General features: G+C 72.7%; 16 protein-coding genes. 4 read left to right on the top strand and 12 right to left on the bottom strand.

Annotated features, from left to right (window positions below; all coding sequences use genetic code 11):
- Window positions 1–62 precede the first annotated feature (62 nt).
- Genes rsmA through hemE form a run of 9 tightly spaced genes read right to left on the bottom strand, consistent with a single transcriptional unit; the run spans window position 63 to window position 9,327 of the window.
- A complete protein-coding gene (gene rsmA / locus AYL44_RS02755; RefSeq protein WP_064001720.1) occupies window positions 63–902 on the bottom strand; it encodes a 16S rRNA (adenine(1518)-N(6)/adenine(1519)-N(6))-dimethyltransferase RsmA in 840 nt (279 codons plus the stop codon).
- Window positions 903–935: 33 nt separating this feature from the next.
- Window positions 936–2,240, bottom strand: a complete 1,305-nt coding sequence (gene hemL, locus AYL44_RS02750; protein WP_064001719.1) for a glutamate-1-semialdehyde 2,1-aminomutase — start codon at window positions 2,238–2,240, stop codon at window positions 936–938.
- Complete coding sequence (gene hemB, locus AYL44_RS02745; protein WP_064001718.1) at window positions 2,237–3,232, bottom strand: porphobilinogen synthase; 996 nt, start codon at window positions 3,230–3,232, stop codon at window positions 2,237–2,239. Before hemB ends, hemL begins: the two co-directional genes overlap by 4 nt.
- A complete protein-coding gene (locus tag AYL44_RS02740) occupies window positions 3,229–4,002 on the bottom strand; it encodes a uroporphyrinogen-III synthase (protein ID WP_064001717.1) in 774 nt (257 codons plus the stop codon). The genes hemB and AYL44_RS02740 overlap by 4 nt, the downstream gene beginning before the upstream one ends.
- Window positions 3,999–4,916, bottom strand: a complete 918-nt coding sequence (gene hemC, locus AYL44_RS02735; RefSeq protein ID WP_064001716.1) for a hydroxymethylbilane synthase — start codon at window positions 4,914–4,916, stop codon at window positions 3,999–4,001. Before hemC ends, AYL44_RS02740 begins: the two co-directional genes overlap by 4 nt.
- Window positions 4,913–6,151 (bottom strand): ferrochelatase, encoded by a 1,239-nt coding sequence (locus tag AYL44_RS02730; RefSeq protein ID WP_064001715.1) that lies wholly within the window; start codon window positions 6,149–6,151, stop codon window positions 4,913–4,915. Before AYL44_RS02730 ends, hemC begins: the two co-directional genes overlap by 4 nt.
- Window positions 6,148–6,831 (bottom strand): hydrogen peroxide-dependent heme synthase, encoded by a 684-nt coding sequence (gene hemQ / locus AYL44_RS02725; protein WP_064001714.1) that lies wholly within the window; start codon window positions 6,829–6,831, stop codon window positions 6,148–6,150. Before hemQ ends, AYL44_RS02730 begins: the two co-directional genes overlap by 4 nt.
- Window positions 6,821–8,209 (bottom strand): protoporphyrinogen/coproporphyrinogen oxidase, encoded by a 1,389-nt coding sequence (locus AYL44_RS02720; protein WP_231872707.1) that lies wholly within the window; start codon window positions 8,207–8,209, stop codon window positions 6,821–6,823. The genes hemQ and AYL44_RS02720 overlap by 11 nt, the downstream gene beginning before the upstream one ends.
- A complete protein-coding gene (hemE, locus tag AYL44_RS02715) occupies window positions 8,206–9,327 on the bottom strand; it encodes a uroporphyrinogen decarboxylase (RefSeq protein WP_419865912.1) in 1,122 nt (373 codons plus the stop codon). Before hemE ends, AYL44_RS02720 begins: the two co-directional genes overlap by 4 nt.
- A 59-nt stretch (window positions 9,328–9,386) precedes the next feature.
- On the opposite strand from hemE, the gene AYL44_RS02710 reads away from it, so the two are divergent.
- Both AYL44_RS02710 and AYL44_RS02705 read left to right on the top strand, forming a co-directional pair.
- Complete coding sequence (locus tag AYL44_RS02710) at window positions 9,387–10,658, top strand: glutamyl-tRNA reductase (protein ID WP_064001712.1); 1,272 nt, start codon at window positions 9,387–9,389, stop codon at window positions 10,656–10,658.
- Window positions 10,655–11,668: a LacI family DNA-binding transcriptional regulator gene (locus tag AYL44_RS02705; protein WP_064001711.1), complete on the top strand. Its 1,014-nt coding sequence runs from the start codon at window positions 10,655–10,657 to the stop codon at window positions 11,666–11,668. The genes AYL44_RS02710 and AYL44_RS02705 overlap by 4 nt, the downstream gene beginning before the upstream one ends.
- Here the strand turns inward: AYL44_RS02705 and AYL44_RS02700 are convergent.
- From AYL44_RS02700 to AYL44_RS02690, 3 genes are read right to left on the bottom strand one after another with little or no spacing between them, the layout of a single operon-like run.
- Window positions 11,647–12,531, bottom strand: a complete 885-nt coding sequence (locus AYL44_RS02700) for a TatD family hydrolase (RefSeq protein WP_064001710.1) — start codon at window positions 12,529–12,531, stop codon at window positions 11,647–11,649. The genes AYL44_RS02705 and AYL44_RS02700 overlap by 22 nt on opposite strands.
- The gene (metG, locus tag AYL44_RS02695) at window positions 12,528–14,096 is read right to left on the bottom strand and encodes a methionine--tRNA ligase (protein ID WP_064001709.1); all 1,569 of its coding nucleotides are present in this window, start codon (window positions 14,094–14,096) and stop codon (window positions 12,528–12,530) included. Before metG ends, AYL44_RS02700 begins: the two co-directional genes overlap by 4 nt.
- Window positions 14,097–14,147: 51 nt before the next feature.
- Window positions 14,148–15,161: a LacI family DNA-binding transcriptional regulator gene (locus tag AYL44_RS02690; protein ID WP_064001708.1), complete on the bottom strand. Its 1,014-nt coding sequence runs from the start codon at window positions 15,159–15,161 to the stop codon at window positions 14,148–14,150.
- Window positions 15,162–15,346: 185 nt separating this feature from the next.
- On the opposite strand from AYL44_RS02690, the gene AYL44_RS02685 reads away from it, so the two are divergent.
- Both AYL44_RS02685 and AYL44_RS02680 read left to right on the top strand, forming a co-directional pair.
- On the top strand, window positions 15,347–17,368 hold the full coding sequence (locus AYL44_RS02685; protein ID WP_064001707.1) for a beta-galactosidase: 2,022 nt from the start codon (window positions 15,347–15,349) through the stop codon (window positions 17,366–17,368).
- Between the two features lie 143 nt (window positions 17,369–17,511).
- On the top strand, window positions 17,512–18,756 hold the full coding sequence (locus AYL44_RS02680; RefSeq protein WP_064001706.1) for a sugar ABC transporter substrate-binding protein: 1,245 nt from the start codon (window positions 17,512–17,514) through the stop codon (window positions 18,754–18,756).
- Window positions 18,757–18,780: the final 24 nt, after the last annotated feature.

Below are 18,780 nucleotides of genomic sequence, written 5' to 3'. Positions count from 1 at the left end.
GGCATGTTTCGGGAACGCGCGGTGAACGACGCGCGAAGACCTCGCGACCGGATGCCGCCGGCTCAGGCGCGGGCGATGCGGACGAAGTCCTCGATCGTGAGTTCCTCGCCGCGCGCGGTGGGTGCCACGCCGGCGCGCTCGAGCACGTCGCTGGCCGCCGCGGAGGAACCACCGAGGACGCCGGAGAGCGCCTGACGGAGCATCTTGCGGCGCTGCTGGAACGCGGCGTCGACGATGGCGAAGGTGCGGAGTCGCTCCTCCTCGGTGCCGCGGGCATCGGTGTCGCGCTCGAATCCGACGAGGACGCTGTCGACGTTGGGGACCGGCCAGAACACCTGACGCGAGACGGTGCCGGCGAGACGCCAGGTGCCGTACCAGGCGGCCTTGACGCTCGGGGCGCCGTAGACCTTCGAGCCGGAGGGCGCCGCGAGGCGTTCGCCGACCTCCGCCTGCACCATGACGACGCCGCGCTGAATGGTCGGGAAGTGCTCCATGAAGTGCAGGAGCACGGGAACGCTCACGTTGTACGGCAGGTTCGCGACCAGGACGTCGGGGTCGCCGGGGAGCTCGCTCACGCGCAGGGCGTCCTCGGCGACGACGGTGAGCGCACCGTCGGGCACGCCGTGCGCCGCCGCGGTGGCGGGCAGGCGTTCGGCGAGGCGGTGGTCGATCTCGACGGCGGTCACCGGCGCGCCGGTCTCGAGGATCGCGAGGGTCAGCGACCCGAGGCCCGGCCCCACCTCGACGACGCGGTCGGCGGAGGTGACCCGCGCGGCAGTGACGATCTTGCGCACCGTGTTCGCATCGACGACGAAGTTCTGCCCGAGCTTCTTGGTCGGGGTGACGTCGAGGTCGGCGGCGAGGGCGCGGATCTCGGCGGCTCCGAGGAGGGTGACGGGCATGGGTTCCAGCCTACCGGCGCCCCGTCCCGCCCCTCAGCCGGCCGCGGCCCGAGCGGCGGCCGGCAGCGCCTCGACGATCCGGCTGATCGCGGCGTCGTCATGCGCGGCCGTGACGAACCACGCCTCGAACGCCGACGGCGGCAGCGACACGCCGCCCTCGAGCATCGCGTGGAAGAAGCGACCGTAGGCGTCGGCATCCTGCGACGTCGCCGTCGCGTAGTCGGGCACGCCGTTCACGACGGACTCGCCGAAGAAGATGCTGAAGAGGGTCCCCGCCCACTGCACGACGTGGGGCACCCCGGCATCCGTCAGAGCAGCGGATGCCGCGTCCGCGACGGTGTGCGCGACGGCGTCGAGCGTGCGGTACACCGCGTCGTAGGCGTGCGTGAGGGTCGCGAGGCCCGCGGCGACGGCGACCGGGTTCCCCGACAGCGTGCCCGCCTGGTAGACGGGACCGGTGGGCGCGAGGAGGTCCATGATCTCGGCGCGACCGGCGACCGCGGCGACGGGGAGGCCGCCGCCGATGACCTTGCCGAAGGCGATGAGGTCGGGCACGACGTGCTCCCCCGCCGCCTCCAGCACGCCCGCGTACCCCGAGCGCGACGAGCGGAAGCCGGTGAGCACCTCATCACTGATGAGGAGCGCGCCGTTCCGATGCGCGATCTCGGAGAGGAACGCCGTGAAGCCCGGCGCGGGCGGGACGACACCCATGTTGGCGCCGGCGGCCTCGGTGATGATCGCGGCGATCCGGCCCTCGTGCGCGCGGAACACCTCTTCGACGGCGGCGCGGTCGTTGTAGCCGATGACGAGGGTCTGCGCGGCGATGGGCGCAGGCACGCCCGCGGACCCTGGCAGGGCGAGGGTCGCGAGGCCCGAGCCGGCCTGCGCGAGCAGGCCGTCGGAGTGCCCGTGGTAGTGCCCGGCGAACTTGATCAGCAGGTCGCGCCCGGTGGCGGCGCGGGCGAGACGGATCGCCGTCATCGTCGCCTCGGTGCCGGTCGAGACGAGCCGGATCTTCTCGGCGGCGGGGACGCGCGAGCGGATCTCCTCGGCGAGCTCGGTCTCGGCCGCCGTCGGCGCTCCGAACGAGAGCCCGCGCTGGGCGGCCTGCACCACCGCGTCGATCACGGCAGGGTGCGAGTGACCCAGCAGGGCGGGACCCCAGCTGGCGACGAGGTCGACGTAGTCGCGGCCGTCGGCATCCGTCACGTAGGCGCCCTGCGCCGACACCATGAACCGCGGCGTGCCGCCGACCGAGCCGTAGGCCCGGACCGGCGAATCGACGCCGCCGGGGATCACTCCGCGGGCACGGTCGAACAGCTCCTGATTGCGGCTCATGCGAGTTCCTTCCCGGCGCGCAGCCAGTGCGCGACCTCGACGGCCCAGTAAGTGAGGATGACGTCGGCACCGGCGCGGCGGATGCCGAGCAGGCTCTCGCCGATGGCGCGCTCGCGGTCGATGAGGCCCGCAGCGGACGCGTGCTCGATCATCGCGTACTCCCCCGACACCTGGTACGCCCACACCGGCACGTTCGAGCGGTCCGAGACCCGGGCGAGCACGTCGAGGTAGGGCATGGCGGGCTTGACCATGACGACGTCGGCACCTTCGGCGATGTCGACGAGCGCCTCCTCGACACCTTCGCGCGCGTTCGCGGGGTCCATCTGGTAGGTCCGGCGGTCGCCCTGGAGGGTCGACTCGACGGCGTCTCGGAAGGGACCGTAGAACGCCGAGGCGTACTTCGCGGAGTAGGCGAGAATCGCGACGTGCGCGAAGCCCGCGGCATCCAATCCCGCGCGGACCGCGGCCACCTGGCCGTCCATCATCCCCGACAGTCCCAGCACGTCGGCGCCGGCGCGCGCCTGCGCGACACCCATCTCGGCGTAGACCTCGAGGGTCGCGTCGTTGTCGACCGAGCCGTCCGCGGCGAGCAGCCCGCAGTGGCCGTGGTCCGTGAACTCATCGAGGCAGAGGTCGGCCTGCACGGTGAGGCGTCCGGCGGCCGCGCGCGCGGCGACCGCGATCGCGCGGTTGAGGATCCCGTCCGGGTCGGTCGCGCCGCTGCCGACCGCGTCGCGGACGGCGGGGACGCCGAAGAGCATGATCCCGCCGAGGCCCGCGGCCGCCGCCTCGTCGACGACGTCGGCGATCGCTTCGAGCGGATGCTGCGACACCCCCGGCATGCTCGCGATCGGCTGCGCCTCAGTGATGCCCTCCTTGACGAAGACCGGCAGCACGAGCTGCGAGGGCACGAGGTGGTGCTCGGCGGCGAGGCGGCGCAGCGCCGGCGTGCCGCGCAGACGGCGCAGGCGACGGGTGGGGAACGAGGTCATGACGACTCCTTGACGGGGAGGTGGGCGTCGAGCTCGGCGATCAGCGCGTCGATGCTCTGGGTCTGTGCGGTGTGCCCGACCGTGAATCCGAGGACGGCCGCGTCGCGCGACGTCCCCGGTCCGATCGAGGCGACGAGGGTGGATGCCGGGAGCCGCCCGACCTGGCGGCGCAGCTCCCTGCCGACGCTCAGCGAGGTGAGCAGCACGACGTCGATGCCGCCGGAGCGGAGCGCGTCCGCGACCTCCGGTTCGAGGTCGACGCCGACGGTCCGGTAGGCGATGCAGACGTCGACGGCGAAGCCGCGCACCTCGAGCTCGTCGCTGACGACGGCCTGGGCGAGGTCGCTGCGCACGACGAGCGAACGCCCGGTCGCGGCGGGATACCGGTCGGCGCACCACTGGGCGGCGAGTGCGGCCGCCGAGGACGCCCCGGCGGGGACGAAGTCGACCTCCCACCCGGCCTCGGTCACGGCGCGCGCGGTGGCCCTGCCGACGGCGGCGATCCGGGTGGTGTCGGGGATCCGCACCCCGTGCTGCCGCAGCTGCTCGACGCTCGCAGCGCTGGTGACGAACAGCCAGGCGTACGCCCCCGCCGACAGCGCCGCGAAGGCGCGGTCGCGGGCGGCGGTGTCTCGCGGGGCGGCGGAGGAGATGAGCGGTGCGATGACGGCGTCCGCGCCGCGGGCGTGCAGGTCGGCCGCGACGCGGTCGCCCCACGCCCCGCCCCGGGGGACGAGGACGCGGGTACCGCGGAGTCCTCCCGAGGTCATCGGGAGGTCCCCGCGAGGTCGGCGAGGTCGGCGGCACCGCCCTCGAGGAGTTCGGCGACGACGTCCGCCGCGGCCGCGTCGACGTCGACGTGCCAGTCGAGCCGACGCGAGGCGGCGACCGACCGCGAACCGTCCTCGGCGTAGACGTGCGCGACGAGCGTCACGACGTCGCCGTGGTGCTCCGCGTCGATCGCGACGGGCGCGGCGCACCCCGCCTCGAGACGGCGCAGCACGGCGCGCTCGAGGTGGGCGGCGAGGGCGGTGTCGGCGTGCTCGATGCGGCCGACGGCGTCCGCAACGACGGTGTCGCCTTCGCGGATCTCGACGGCGAGCGCCCCCTGGGCGGCCGAGGTCGGCCAGTCGAGCACCTCGGTGATGGCGCTGTCGCGGCCGATGCGACGGAGCCCCGCCTCGGCGAGGACGATCGCGTCGTACTGCCCGTCGGCGACCTTGCGGAGCCGGCTGTCGACGTTGCCGCGGATGCCCTCGACCACGAGGTCGGGTCGGCGCGCCCGCACCTGGGCGACACGACGCGGCGAACCGGTGCCGACGCGCGCGCCGGCCGGGAGCTCATCGAGGGCGAGGCCGTCGCGCGAGTGGAGGATGTCGCGCTGGGATGCCCGCACGGGGACGGCGCCCACGACGATGCCGGGGTACGGCGCGGTCGGCAGGTCCTTCATCGAGTGCACGAGGAAGTCGCACTCGTCCCGCAGGAGCGCGTCCCGCAGCGCCGTCGCGAACACGCCGGTGCCGCCCATCTGGGCGAGCGGCCCGGTGAGGACGTCGCCCTCACTGGTGATGGGGACGAGTTCGACGTCCCGCCCGGATGCCGCGGCCACGGCATCCGCCACATGCTGCGACTGGGTCGTCGCCAGCAGGCTCGCGCGGGTGCCGAGGCGCAGGGGGGCGCTCACGGCGCCACACCCGACAGTGCGGGCTGGAAGCCGAGTCGCTTGTTCTCGCAGCATCCCGGACGGCACACGTCGTACCAGGGACCGAGGTCGGTGACGGCGGGGCGCTCCGCGGCGGGGGTGCCCTTCAGGCGCTCCTCGACGAGGTCGACGAGACCTGCGACGTAGTCGGGGTGGGTGCTGGGGGTCGCGGTGCGGACCGCGACGAGTCCGAGCTCCTCCGCCGTCTCCATCGCCTCGGTGTCGAGGTCCCACATGACCTCCATGTGGTCGCTCACGAACCCGAGCGGCACGATGAGCACGGCCTTGCGGCCACGGCCCGGCAGCTCCTGCATCGCGTCGTTGATGTCGGGCTCGAGCCACGGCACCTGCGGCGGGCCGGACCGGCTCTGGAAGACGAGCTGCCACGCGCCCGGGAACCCGAGCCGCGAGACGACCTCCTCGCCGACCGCGAGGTGCTGCGCGACGTACGCCCCGCCGGGGCCGAAGCCGCGCTCGGGCGGGCCGGAGCGGTCGGCGTCGGAGGTGGGGATGGAGTGCGTCGAGAACAGGATCTCCACCTCGTTCTCGAGGTCGGTGATCCCGCGCTCGGCGAGTTCGGCGATGCCCGCACGGATGCCGTCGACGAAGGGCGCGACGAACCCGGGGTGATCGAAGAACTGGCGCACCTTGTCGATCTGGACGTCGGTCTGGTGTCCGGTGGCCTCGACGGCGTCCGCGAGGTCCTCGCGGTACTGCCGGCACGACGAGTACGAGCTGTACGCGCTCGTGGCGATCGCCAGGAGCTTCCGCCGGCCGTCCGCGACGGCCGCGTCGATCGCGTCGGTGACGTACGGCATCCAGTTGCGGTTGCCCCAGTAGACCGGCAGGTCGAGTCCGCGTGCGGAGAGCTCGGCGTCGAGGGCGGCCTTCAGCTCGCGGTTGTGCTCGTTGATGGGCGACACCCCGCCGAAGTGGCGGTAGTGGTGCGCGACCTCCTCGAGGCGTTCGTCGGGGATGCCGCGACCCGCCGTGACGTTCCGCAGGAACGGGATCACGTCGTCCTGGCCCTCGGGACCGCCGAAACCGAGGAGGAGGATGCCGTCGTAGGCGACGGGGACGGTGGCGTGGGGCTCACCGGCGCACGTGCCCTCGGTCGCGTTCGGGATGACGCAGCCGTCGGCGACGACCACTCCCGATGCGCGGGGCGGCTTGGGACGGAACTCCGCGCCCGGGGACCCGATGTTCTGCGCGCTCATGAGAGCACCTCCGCCAGTTCGTCGATCTCCACGCGCCGCCCGGTGTAGAACGGCACCTCCTCGCGTACGTGACGCCGTGCGTCGGTCGCCCGCAGCTCGCGCATCATGTCGACGAGGCTGATCGGGTCGTCGCTCTCGAGCGGCAGCAGCCATTCGTAGTCGCTCAGGCCGAACGTCGACACGGTGTTCGCCACGACGTCGCGGAAGGCGGCGCCCTTGCGGCCGTGCTCGGCGAGCATGCGCGAGCGCTCGTCCTCGGGCAGCAGGTACCACTCGTAGCTGCGGACGAACGGGTACACGCAGAGCCAGCCGCGGGGGTGCTCGCCGCGCAGGTAGCCGGGGACGTGCCGCTTGTTGAACTCTGCCTCGCGGTGCACGCCCATCGCGCTCCACACGTTCGTGAAGGCCGCGAGCACGGGGGTGCGGCGGAGCTCGCGGAGGGCTTTCTGGAGGGCGGCCGGGTCCTCGCCGTGCAGCCACACCATGAGGTCGGCCTCGGCCCGCATCCCGGTGACGTCGTAGAACCCGCGGAGGGTCACCTCGGCGGCGGGCAACGCGTCGACGACCGCTCGCAGCGTGTCGATGCCCGCCGTGGAGGCGGCGGCGCGCGGACGGGGGCCGGCGAGGATCGCGAAGAGCGTGTAGCCGAGGCCGGGGGCTAACACATCGTCAGCGGACATGACGTACTCCTTCGGAGGGGGTGGGGTGGGACAGCAGTTCCGCCGCGAGGGCGCGAGCGTGAGGGATGACCGAGGCGAGGCCGGTACCGGCGGCGACCGCCCCGATCAGACGGATGCCGCGGGAGGCGGCGGCGGTGCGGACGGCGGCCTGCAGCTCCGGCGTCACGACCGCATCCGACCAGGAGACCGGCACGACCTCCAGCACGTCAGCGGGGTTGACAGCGACGCCCGTGAGGGTGCGGACGGCCGCCGCGACCTCGGCGGGGGTGTCGAGCCCGCCGGCGCCGGCATCCCGGGCGGACAGCCGGACGACGTGGACGCCCGCGGGCACGGCGGCCGCGGCCCACTCCCACTTCGCGTCGACGTGGGTGAGGGCCTTCGCAGCCGAGGGCACGTCGGGCGCGGCGATGACACCGGACCCGACCGGGTGACGATCGAGCGCAGCCGACGCGACCGCGGCGACGACCAGGCGGACGGGAGCGGCCTCGGGCGCCGTGACGCCGAGCAGGCCCGCGGCGGACACGGGGCCGGTCGCGAGGACCACCTCGCCCGCCGTGAGCGTCTCGCCGTCGAGGACGACCTCGGCGCCCGCCGACGTCGGCCGGATCCCGCGGACGGGCGCACCGGTGCGGATGACGGCGCCCGCGCGGAGGGCCGCGATCTCGAGCTCGGCGGCGAGGCGCCACAGGCCACCTTCGACGCCGCGCACAGCGGAGCCCGCACGGGCCTGCGGCGCGAGGGTGTCGACGGCGGCGGTCAGCGACCCGAGCTCGCGGAATCGCTGCCAGAGGGCCGGGTTCAGGGCCGAGAGGGTGACCGCTCCCGCGCTCTGCGAGTAGACGCTCGCGCAGAGGGGTTCGACCAGACGGGCGGTGACGGCCGGTCCGAACCGGGCCGTCGCGAGCTCGGCCAGCGTCGGCTCGGGCCCCTCGAACATCCGCGGGTCGAGCGGGAGGTCGCGCTCCTGCGCCGCATGACGGGCACCGGCGCGACCGAGGACGCGGGTCACGTCGGCCGCCGTGGGGTCCGCCGGCATCCCGATCACCGCCCGTCGGGGCAGCGGTGCGCGTCCGACGCGCCCCATCCCCCGGCGGAACGCGACGTGCGCCCCGGCGGGCCGGGGCGCGGCGAACTGCACGGCCAGCCGCGCGTCGGCCGCGAGGTCGGCGACGCCGGTCGTGCGGGTCGCGAAGGACTCCGCACCGAGGTCGAGCTCGACTCCCGCGACGACGCCGCGGCGCAGCATCCCCCCGACGGCGTCGCCGGCTTCGAGCACGACGACGTCGCGACCGGCGCGGGCCAGTTCCCACGCCATGGTCAACGCGGCGACACCGCCGCCGACGATGACGACGTCGTGACGGCGGAGGGCTCCGGTCACGGCGCCCGCCAGTCGTGGACCGTCCGGACCACCGCCGAGATGGCGTCGGGGTCGGCCTCCATCGGCACGCCGTGACCGAGGTTGAACACGTGCGCGCGGGCGGCGAGACCGGCCCCGAGCACGCGGTGCACACCCGCCGTCCGCACCGGCTCGGGCGCGAACAGGAGTGCGGGGTCGAGATTGCCCTGGATCGTCAGGTCGCGGCCGATGCGGCGACGCGCCTCGTCGAGCGGAACCCGGTAGTCGACGCCGAGCGCATCGATGTCGGGGGTCGCCATGTCGGCGAGGATCTCGCCCGTCCCGACCCCGAAGTGCACGAGCGGCAGCCTGTCAACGCCCTCGGGCAGCGGCAGCGAGCGGGCGTGCGCGAGCGCGGCGACGGATGCCGGGAGCACCGACGCGCGGTAGTCGTCGGGGTTCAGCCCGCCCGCCCACGAGTCGAACAGCTGCCCCGCGCTCGCCCCCGCCTCGATCTGGAGGGCGAGGAAGCGGCCGGTGACCTCGGCGAGCCACATCGTCAGGTCCTGCCACGCGGCCGGGTCCTCGTGGATGAGGCGTCGGGCGGCGAGGTGGTCCTTCGACGGGCCGCCCTCGACGAGGTAGGCCGCCAGGGTGAACGGCGCGCCGGCGAACCCGATGAGCGGCAGCGGCTCGCCGCGCTCCTCGGACAGGTCGGCGAGCATCGCGGTCGTGCGGCCCACGGCATCCGCGATGACCTCCCCGCGCTCGGTGACGAGGGCGGGGTCGATCGCGACGGTGCGCGCGATGTCGGCGGGCGTCCGCAGCGGCTGCGAGAAGACCGGACCGCGACCGGCGACGATCTCGACGTCGACGCCGATGAGGGCGAGCGGCACGATGATGTCGCTGAAGAAGATCGCCGCGTCCACGCCGTGACGGCGCACCGGCTGCATCGTGATCTCGCTCGCGAGCGCCGGGTCGAGGCACGCGTCGATCATCGAGCCCTGCGAGCGGAGCGCGCGGTACTCGGGGAGGGATCGCCCCGCCTGCCGCATGAACCAGACGGGGGTCGTCTGCGGACGATCGCCCAGCAGCGCCCGGACGAGACGGGACTCGCGGGTGCGCGCGGCGATGAGGGGGTGGCTGAGGCCGGGAATGATGGACTCCTCGAATCGGTTAATCGATATACTAATCGTGATCCAAGGGGGTTCTCCGCACCGTGCTCGTCTGCCTGACCGCGCATCAGCGCTCCACGCCGTTCGATTCCCTCGAGCGGCTCTCGACGGTCGGAGACGACCTCGCCGAGCGCCTGTCCGCGGTCCACGAGTCGGTCCGCGGGGCGGTCGTGCTCGCGACCTGCAACCGGTTCGAGGCGTACTTCGACCTCGCCGAGGAACCCGACCTCGCCTCCCCCGTCCCCGCGATGGATGCCGCGATGGAGGCGATCGCCGGCGCCGCCGACATGGACTACCGGTCGCTGCGGGAGAACGTCGACTTCGCGCACGGCAACCAGGTCGCCCACCACCTCTTCACGGTCGCGTCGGGACTCGACTCCGTCGCCGTCGGCGAGGACGAGATCGCAGGGCAGGTGCGACGCGCCCTCGAGGCCGCGCGCGGCCGTGGCCTGACGACCGCGCCGCTCGAGCACCTGTTCCAGCGCGCCACCGAGACCTCCCGCGCCGTCAAGAACACGACGCGGCTCGGTGAGTCCGGGCGTTCGCTCGTCCGTCTCGCCGTCGACCTCGTGAGCCCCCGCGTCGACTGGGCGACCGCACGCGTCCTCCTCGTGGGCACGGGCCGCTACGCCGCGGCGGCCCTCGCCGCCCTGCGAGCAGTCGGGGCCACCGACATCCGCGTGCACTCGCGGTCGGGGCGCCAGAAGTTCGCCAATCGCGAGCACCTCGTCCACGTCGGCGTCGACGACTACGCCGCCGAGGCCGCAGCCGCCGACATCGTCGTCACCTGCACGGCGACGACCGACACCTTCGCCCTCGACGCCTTCTCTCACGCGACCGCCCGCGCCGGGAGCACCCGTGCGCAGGTGATCATCGACCTGGGCCTGCCCCGCAACGTCGACCCCGAGGTGGCGCTGCTGCCCGGCGTCGAACTCCTCGACCTCGAGACCATCCGACTGCACGCCCCCGTCGACGAGGCCGAGACCGTCGGCCAGGCGCGCGAGATCGTCCAGGCCGCCGCCAAGCGGCACGCCGCCGCCCGGCGCGTGCACGAGGTGTCCCCCTCGGTCGTCGACCTCCGCCGGTTCGTGCACGGCGTGCTGGACGAGGAACTCACCCGCGCACGACGGCGCGGCGACTCGGCCGAGGTCGAGACGGCGCTCCGCCACTTCTCGGGGGTGCTGCTGCACCAGCTCATCGCACGCGGCCACACCCTCGCCTCCTCGGGTGCCGGTCCTGAGTGGGCCGCGGCGGTCCGCACCGTGCTGCCCGGGCCGCGCGAGGGCGCCTCACCGGACGAGGGCGAGCAGCCGTGAGCGCGAGCGTCACGCTGAAGGACATCGCGCGCGCCGCAGGCGTGTCGACGGCGGCCATCAGCCAGGCGCTCAACGATCGCGGCAGCATGCGCCCCGAGACGCGGGAACGCATCAAGGCCATCGCCGCCGAGCTCGGTTACGTCCCCAACCGCCACGCCGCGGCGCTGCGCAGCGGACGGACGATGACGGTCGGGTTCGTCATGGGCGACGACCCCGACGACGACCGGCGCGGCGAGCTCCAGCGCGCGCGCAAGCTGACCTCGCTCGTCCGGGCCTCCGCGGCCCACGGGTTCACCGTGACCGTCCTCCCCGACTCGACCCCCGACCTCATCGCCGGCACGACGCTCGACGCGCTCTATGTGCCCGATGCGCGCGGCAACCGGGAACTCCTCCTTGCGGCCATCGCCCGCGGCATCCCGATCGTCGCGGACGACCAGTTCGTCGACGGATCCCGCGGACTCAGCATCCGCACCGGGTACGACGCGGCCGTCCGGGCGGGACTCGACGAGCTCGAACGCGCCGGCGCCCGCCGCATCGCGTTCCTCACCGAGGACGGCGGCGCCCCCCGCGACGAGATCGGACGCGCCGCGTACGAGATCTGGAGTTCGGTCCGCGGCCGGGAGCCGCTGGTGCGCGCCGTCGACGCCTCGCGGCGCACGCTGCCGCGCCTCATCACCGACGTCCTCGCCGACGGTGCGGACGCGATCTTCGCCGGAGCCGAGGATGGGCCCGACGTCTACCTGCAGCTCGAGGAGATGCGCCTCGTCATCCCCCGCGACGTGCAGCTCGTCGCGCTCTGCTCCACCGACTGCGCCGTCAACCGCCGCCTCGGCGTGACGCACGTCTGCATCCGTCCCGACCTCGCGGCCCAGGCGATGTTCGACACTCTCCCCGGCGCTCTGCTCGACGACGGCCCCCGGGTGGTCGACCTGCCGTGGGAACTCGTGCCGGGGTCGACGACGCGCCCGCCGATGGCCGTCGCCCTGCCTCAGTCCGTGAAGGCGCCGTAGACCTCGAGCGTGTTCTGCGCGAGCTGTGCGCACAGTTCCTCGAGGGGGATACCGAGCTCGGCGGCCAGGAACCGCACCGTCACCGGCACGAGGTACGGGGCGTTGGGGCGGCCGCGGTGCGGTGTCGGGGTGAGGAAGGGCGCATCCGTCTCGACGAGGATCCGCTCGCGCGGGGTCACGGCGAGGGCGTCCCGCAGGTTCTGCGCGTTCTTGAACGTGACGTTCCCGGCGAAGCTCAGCCAGTAGCCGCGGTCGGCGCAGTACCGGGCCATGTCGGCATCGCCCGAGAAGCAGTGGAAGACGGTGCGCTCCGGCGCGCCGACCCGCTCGAGGGTCTCGAGGACGGCCTCGTGCGCGTCGCGATCGTGGATCTGCATCGCGATCCCGTGCCGCTTCGCGATGTCGATGTGCGCCTCGAAGCTCGCGACCTGGGCGGGGATCCCGTCCTCGTCGGTCCGGAAGAAGTCGAGACCCGTCTCGCCGACCGCCCGCACGCGCGGCTGCGCGGCGAGCTCGTCGATGACGGCGATCGCCTCGTCCAGCCGCCCGGCGGCCGCGTACGCCGGCGCCTCGTTCGGGTGGACCGCGACGGCGGCCAGCACCGCGGGGTGGGATGCCGCAGCCCACGCCGACCAGCGCGAGGACTCGATGTCGCCCCCCGCCTGCACGACGCCCACGACGCCGACCTCCGCGGCGCGGGCGAGCTGCTCGTCCAGGCCGCGCGGCTCGTCGCCGTCCTCGATCTCGAGGTGCGCGTGGTTGTCGTAGACGGCGACCGGGAGCGGCTCCGGCGCATCCGGCCACCGGACGTCGCGCGCGGACTTCTCGCGCTGGCGGACGTAGGTGCTCGGGTCGTCCGTCATGCGCTCTGCTCGACGCGCGGGAACAGCGGCGCGAGCGTGCCGACGCGGGTACCCGCCGGCAGCTGCCCCCACGTGCCCGCCTCGCGCAGCGGCTGCGCCGTCACCTCGCCCGGAGCGCCGAGCGCACCCCAGAGGATCGCGGTCGACTGCGGCATGACCGGCGAGAGCAGCACGGCGAGCGCGCGCAGTCCCTCGGCGGCGGTGTAGAGCACGGTCGACAGACGCTCCCGGTTCGCGTCGTCCTTCGCGAGCGCCCAGGGCTCGTTCTCGGTGATGTAGCCGTTGAGCTCGTCGACGATCGTCCAGATGGCCGAGATCGCCTCGTCGGGGCGGAAGGCGGTCATCGCGGCATCGGCGGCGGTCGCGGCATCCGCCACCGTCCGCTGCACCCGGAGGTCCAGCTCGGTCGGCTCACCCGGAGTGGGCACGACACCGTCGAAGTAGCGCCCGATCATCGCGATCGTGCGCGAGGCGAGGTTGCCGAAACCGTTGGCGAGCTCGGCCTGGTAGCGCGCCGAGAGGTCCTCCCACGAGAACGAGCCGTCCTGTCCGAACGCGATCGCGGAGAGGAAGTAGAACCGGTACGCGTCGGAGCCGAAGACGTCGGTGATCTCGGTCGGCGCGATGCCGGTGAGCTTCGACTTCGACATCTTCTCGCCGCCGACGAGCAGCCAGCCGTGGGCGAAGATGCCCTTCGGCACCTCGAGACCAGCGGCCATCAGCATGGCGGGCCAGATGACGGCGTGGAAGCGGAGGATGTCCTTGCCGACCACGTGGTAAGCCGGCCACCGCCGCTCGAACTCCGCCGGGTCGTCGCCGTAGCCGACGGCCGTCGCGTAGTTCAGGAGCGCGTCGACCCATACGTAGATGACGTGCGACTCGTCCCACGGCACCCGGATGCCCCAGTCGAACGCGGACCGCGAGATGGAGAGGTCCTTCAGCCCCGACCGCACGAACGAGACGACCTCGTTGCGGGCGGAATCGGGACGCACGAAGTCGGGCTGGCTCCGGTACAGCTCGAGCAGCCGGTCCTGGAACTCGCTGAGCTTGAAGAAGTAGTTCTTCTCCTGCAGCAGCTCCAACGGCTTCGAGTGGATGGCGCACACCTTGAGGCCCTCGAAGGGACCCGTGCCGTCGACGATCTCGGCCTCGGGCTTGAACTCCTCGCAGCCGACGCAGTACAGCGCCTCGTACTCGCCCGCGTAGATGTAGCCGCTGTCGTAGAGGGCCTGCACGAATTTCTTGACGCGCTCCTCGTGGCGCGGCTGCGTCGTGCGGATGAAGTCGTCGTTGGCGACGTCGAGGGTCTTCAGCAGCGGGAACCACGACTCCTCGACGAGCTTGTCGACCCACTCCTGGGGGGTCACCCCGTTGGCCGTCGCGGCGCGGAGCATCTTCTGCCCGTGCTCGTCGGTGCCCGTCAGCATCCAGGTGTCATCGCCTGCCTGCCGGTGCCAGCGCGCGAGGGTGTCCACCGCCACCGACGTGTACCCGTGCCCGATGTGGGGCAGATCGCTCGGGTAGTAGATGGGGGTGGTGATGTAGAAGGAGCCGCCGGAAGTCACCTGGAGATTCTACGGGCGACACGGCGGGCCTCCGCCGATCATGACGAGCGCTCAGGCACTGGCGCGCGGCACGAGGGTCGTCGGGAGGACGATCGACTCCCCCGCGCCGCCGTCGATGACCTCGAGCAGCACCTCGACCATCCGGCGCGAGATCTCCGTCCACGGCTGGCGCATCGTCGTGAGGGGCGGATCGGTGGTCGCCGCGAGCCCCGAGTCGTCGAAGCCCGCGACCGCGACGTCGTCGGGGACACGCCGGCCCGCCTTGCGCAAGGCGGCGATCGCGCCGACGGCCATGACGTCGGATGCCGCGAAGACCGCATCGATGTCGGGGGCGCGCTGGAGCAGACGCGTCATGGCGGCCTCCCCGGCGTCGCTGGAGTACACGTCCTGCTCGACGAGCGCGGAGTCGAACCGCTCCCCCATCTCGTCGCGGAACCCGATGAGGCGGTAGCGTCCGCCGGGGGTGTCGTCGGGGCCGGTGATGATCGCGATCCGCTCGTACCCGCGGTCGAGCAGGTGCCGGGTCATCGCCCGCGCGGAGGCCTCCTCGTCGACCGAGACGGTCGGGACGTGCGCACGGTCGCCGAGGGGCACGCCGGAGCAGACGGTGGGCACGCCCGCGCTCGTGAGGGCGGCCAGCAGCGGGTTGGACTCGTGCGAGGAGATGAGCAGGACGCCGTCGACGTGACCGGCGCGGACGTAGCGCTCGATGTTCGCGTACTGCGAGGGGTGCTCGGCGATGAGGAGCACGAGCGTCATGTCGCGGGCGGCGAGCGCCTCGGTCGCTCCGCGCAGCAGCAGGGCGAAGGTGGGGTCGGCGAACAGGAGGTGCTGAGGCTCGGTCAGGAGGAACGCGACGGAGTTCGCCCGGCCCGTCGCGAGCGCGCGGGCGGCGTGACTGACGGTGTAGCCCGTCGCCTGGATCGCCGCCTCGACCGCGATGCGCGAGGCCTCCGAGACCCACCGGCCGCCGTTGATGACCCGGGAGACGGTGCCGTGCGAGACACCGGCGACCTCGGCGACGTCGCGGATGGTGGGACGTCTGCGCTCGGAGGGGAGGACCACGCGCCGACTCTATACCCGGTGAGGCGCTCGCTCCGTCGCGACCTGGGACCGGTCACAGTTCGGTAACGGGGCCGGGGTCGCGCGCGACGGCCGCATAGACTCCGAACGAACCTGTTACCGGTCCCAGCCCCAATCCCCGGAGGCCGCGCCGTGACACGCCCGATCGATGAGGATGGCACCCGAGCATGACGAGCCCCGCCTGGCCGCGACTGGAGGGCATCGCCTACGGCGGTGACTACAACCCGGAGCAGTGGCCGCGCGAGGTCTGGGACGAGGACGTGCGCCTCATGCGCGAGGCGGGCGTGAACCTCGTCAGCATCGGGATCTTCTCGTGGGGGCTCCTCGAGATCCGCGAGGGCGAGTTCGACTTCGGGTGGCTCGACGACGTCATCGCCCTGCTCCACGCGAACGGCATCGCCGTCGATCTCGGCACCCCCACCGCCTCTCCCCCGGCCTGGTTCTTCGCGCAGTACCCGGACGCCCGCGCCGTCACGAAGGACGGCGTCCCGCTCGGCTTCGGGGCCCGCGGCATGGTCTCGCACTCCGCTCCCGAGTACCGCGCCGCGATCGCCCGCATCGCCGGCGCCCTCGCCGAACGGTACGGCGACCACCCCGCCGTCGTCCTGTGGCACATCCACAACGAGTACGGCGTCCCCGTGGGCGAGGACTTCTCCCCGCACGCCGTCCGCACCTGGCGGCGGTGGCTGCAGGAGAAGTACGGCACGATCGCCGGGCTCAACGCCGCCTGGGGCACCGCCTTCTGGGGTCAGCACTACGAGGAGTGGGACCACGTCGGCGCCCCCGCCACCGCACCCTCGACGATCAACCCGGCGCAGAAGCTCGACTGGGCCCGCTACACCGACGCAATGCTGCGCGAGTGCTTCCGCATCGAGAAGGACGCGATCCGCCGGCACGCGGCGCAGCCCATCACGACGAACTTCATGGCCAACCAGCACCACGGCGTCGACCTCTGGGCCTGGGCCGACGAGGTCGACATCGTCTCGGACGACCACTACCTGTGGGCCGCCGATGAGGAGGGCGAGATCGGACTCGCGATCGCCGCGGACCTGTCCCGCTCGGTCGGGGGCGGGAAGCCCTGGATCCTCATGGAGCACTCGACGTCGGCCGTCAACTGGCAGCCGCGGAACGTCGCGAAGCGTCCCGGCGAGATGGCCCGCAACTCGCTGAGCCATTTCGGCCGGGGGGCCGACGGCATCCTCTTCTTCCAATGGCGCGCGGGACGTTCGGGCGCCGAGAAGTTCCACTCCGCGATGCTCCCCCACGCCGGCGTCGAGTCCCGCGTCTTCCGCGAGGTCGTCGACCTCGGCGCGAAGCTGGGGCGTCTCGCCGAGGTGCAGGGGTCGCGGGTCGAGGCCGACGTCGCAGTCCTCTGGGACTTCGAGTCGTTCTGGGCGCAGGACCTCGAGTGGCGCCCGTCCGAGGACGTCAGCCACGACGAACGCATCCGTGCCTTCTACGAGCGGCTGTGGCGCGACGACCTCACGGTCGACTTCGCCCTCCCCGGTCACGACCTCTCGCGCTACCGCATGGTCGTCGTGCCCTCGCAGTACCTCTTGACCGCCGCGGATGCCGCGAACCTCACCGCCTACGTCGCGCAGGGCGGCACGCTCGTCGTCTCGTTCTTCTCGGCCGTCGTCGACGAGAACGACGCCGTCCACCCGGGCGGGTACGGCGCGGTGCTGCAGGACGCCCTCGGCGTGCGCGTCGAGGAGCACCTGCCGCTGCGCCACCGCGACGTCGCCGGCATCCGCTTCGGGGACGAGGACTTCGCGGCCGACGTCTGGCAGGAGGACCTCGTCGTCACCACCGCCGAGGTCCGCGCCGTCTACACCGACGGACCCGCCGGGGGACGCCCGGCGGTCACCCGCCACGGGCACGGCGAGGGCGTCGGCTGGTACATCAGCACACGACCGGATGCCGAGGGCCTCCGCGCCATCATGCGCGAGGTCTACGCCGACGCCGGCATCGCGGTCCCCGGCACGCCCGACGGCGTCGAGACGATCCTCCGTCGCGGCGACGCGGCGGACTACCTCGTCGCCATCAACCACGGCACCGACGAGGTGTCGCTCACGACCTCCGGAACCGACCTGCTCACGCAGGCCGAGATCCGGGACACGCTGGTGCTCCCCGGGGGCGACGTCGCCGTCGTCCGTGTGGCGCACACAGCTCCTCGGGGCGATCGATGACCGATCACCCCGCGACGGGACACCGTCGAACGCACTGAGAGAAAACCCGTCGCGGCCACCCGGCTGCGGCGATCACACACCGGTCGTGACGGCGCGACCTCGCCAGAGGCCCGCCGGATCGACCACATCCGGAAGGAAGATCCATGCGCAAGATGGGTATCGGCCTCGCCGCACTGGCGGCGGGCTCCCTCCTGCTGGCCGGCTGCGCGAGCAGCACCGGCACCGCCCCGGCTCCCGCGGAGTCGGAGGCCCCGATCGACGCGAGCGGTGTCACCCTCACCGTCTGGACCGACGAGAACCGCAAGCCGGCGATCGAGGCGGCGGCGAAGACGTTCGAGGACGAGACCGGCGCGAAGATCGAACTCGTCCAGAAGAACTTCGAGGACATCCGCAACGACTTCACCAACCAGGTCCCCACCGGCGAGGGCCCCGACATCACGATCGGCGCGCACGACTGGCTGGGAAGCCTCGTCCAGGCCGGTGTCGTCTCGACGGTCGACCTCGGCGAGTCCGCGGCGAACTTCGAGAAGGTCGCCACCGACGCGTTCACCTACGACGGTCAGACCTACGCACTGCCGTACTCGCTCGAGACGATCGCGCTGATCCAGAACACCGACCTCGTCGGTGAGGACGCCCCCGCGACCTTCGACGACATGATCGCCGCGGGCACCGAGTCGGGTGCCGAGCGTCCGTTCGTCATCAACACGGCGGGCCAGACCGGTGACGCCTACACGATGTACGGCCTGCAGACCTCGTTCGGTGCGCCCGTGTTCGTCCAGGACGACTCGGGCTCGTACACGAGCGAGGTCGGCATGGGCGGCGAGGCCGGCACGGCGTTCGCGACCTGGCTGGGCGAGCACGGCGAGAAGGGCTCGGGCGAGATCTCGACCACGATCGACTACGACACCAACAACGAGCTCTTCGCCTCCGGCAAGGCCGCGTACACGATCCAGGGTCCCTGGGCCGTCGAGACGCTGACCGCGCAGGGCGCGAAGATCAAGGTCAACCCGATCCCCTCGGCCGGCGGCGAGACCGCATCGCCGTTCGTGGGCGTGCAGGGCTTCTACATCTCCGCCGAGAGCAAGAACGCCCTCGTCGCGCAGGAGTTCCTGACGAAGTACCTCGCCACCTACGACGCGCAGAAGGCCCTCTACGAGGCCGACCCGCGCATCCCGGCGTGGTCCGAGCTCGCCGAGGAGGTCTCCTCCGACCCCGTGATCGCCGGCTTCGTCGCGTCGTCGCAGAACGGCGTCCCCATGCCGAACATCCCGCAGATGGGTTCGGTCTGGGACCTGTGGAACGCCGCCCAGGTGCAGATCATCAAGGGCGCCGACCCCGCGGGGACGTGGACCAAGATGGTCTCCGACCTCGAGGCGACGATCGGCTGACATCCGTCCGGGGGCGGGGCGCAT

This window comes from Microbacterium oleivorans (assembly GCF_001644225.1).
Taxonomy (GTDB): domain Bacteria; phylum Actinomycetota; class Actinomycetes; order Actinomycetales; family Microbacteriaceae; genus Microbacterium; species Microbacterium gawkjiense.
This window is presented reverse-complemented; position numbering and strand designations above follow the sequence as displayed.

Coding starts and splice junctions, on each gene's coding strand:
- hemL (WP_064001719.1), bottom strand. CDS start 2,240: ATGAGCCGCAATCAGGAGCTGTTCGACCGTGCCCGCGGAGTGATCCCC.
- AYL44_RS02740 (WP_064001717.1), bottom strand. CDS start 4,002: ATGACCTCGGGAGGACTCCGCGGTACCCGCGTCCTCGTCCCCCGGGGC.
- rsmA (WP_064001720.1), bottom strand. CDS start 902: ATGCCCGTCACCCTCCTCGGAGCCGCCGAGATCCGCGCCCTCGCCGCC.
- hemB (WP_064001718.1), bottom strand. CDS start 3,232: ATGACCTCGTTCCCCACCCGTCGCCTGCGCCGTCTGCGCGGCACGCCG.
- AYL44_RS02700 (WP_064001710.1), bottom strand. CDS start 12,531: ATGACGGACGACCCGAGCACCTACGTCCGCCAGCGCGAGAAGTCCGCG.
- AYL44_RS02730 (WP_064001715.1), bottom strand. CDS start 6,151: ATGAGCGCGCAGAACATCGGGTCCCCGGGCGCGGAGTTCCGTCCCAAG.
- hemQ (WP_064001714.1), bottom strand. CDS start 6,831: ATGTCCGCTGACGATGTGTTAGCCCCCGGCCTCGGCTACACGCTCTTC.
- AYL44_RS02680 (WP_064001706.1), top strand. CDS start 17,512: ATGCGCAAGATGGGTATCGGCCTCGCCGCACTGGCGGCGGGCTCCCTC.
- AYL44_RS02685 (WP_064001707.1), top strand. CDS start 15,347: ATGACGAGCCCCGCCTGGCCGCGACTGGAGGGCATCGCCTACGGCGGT.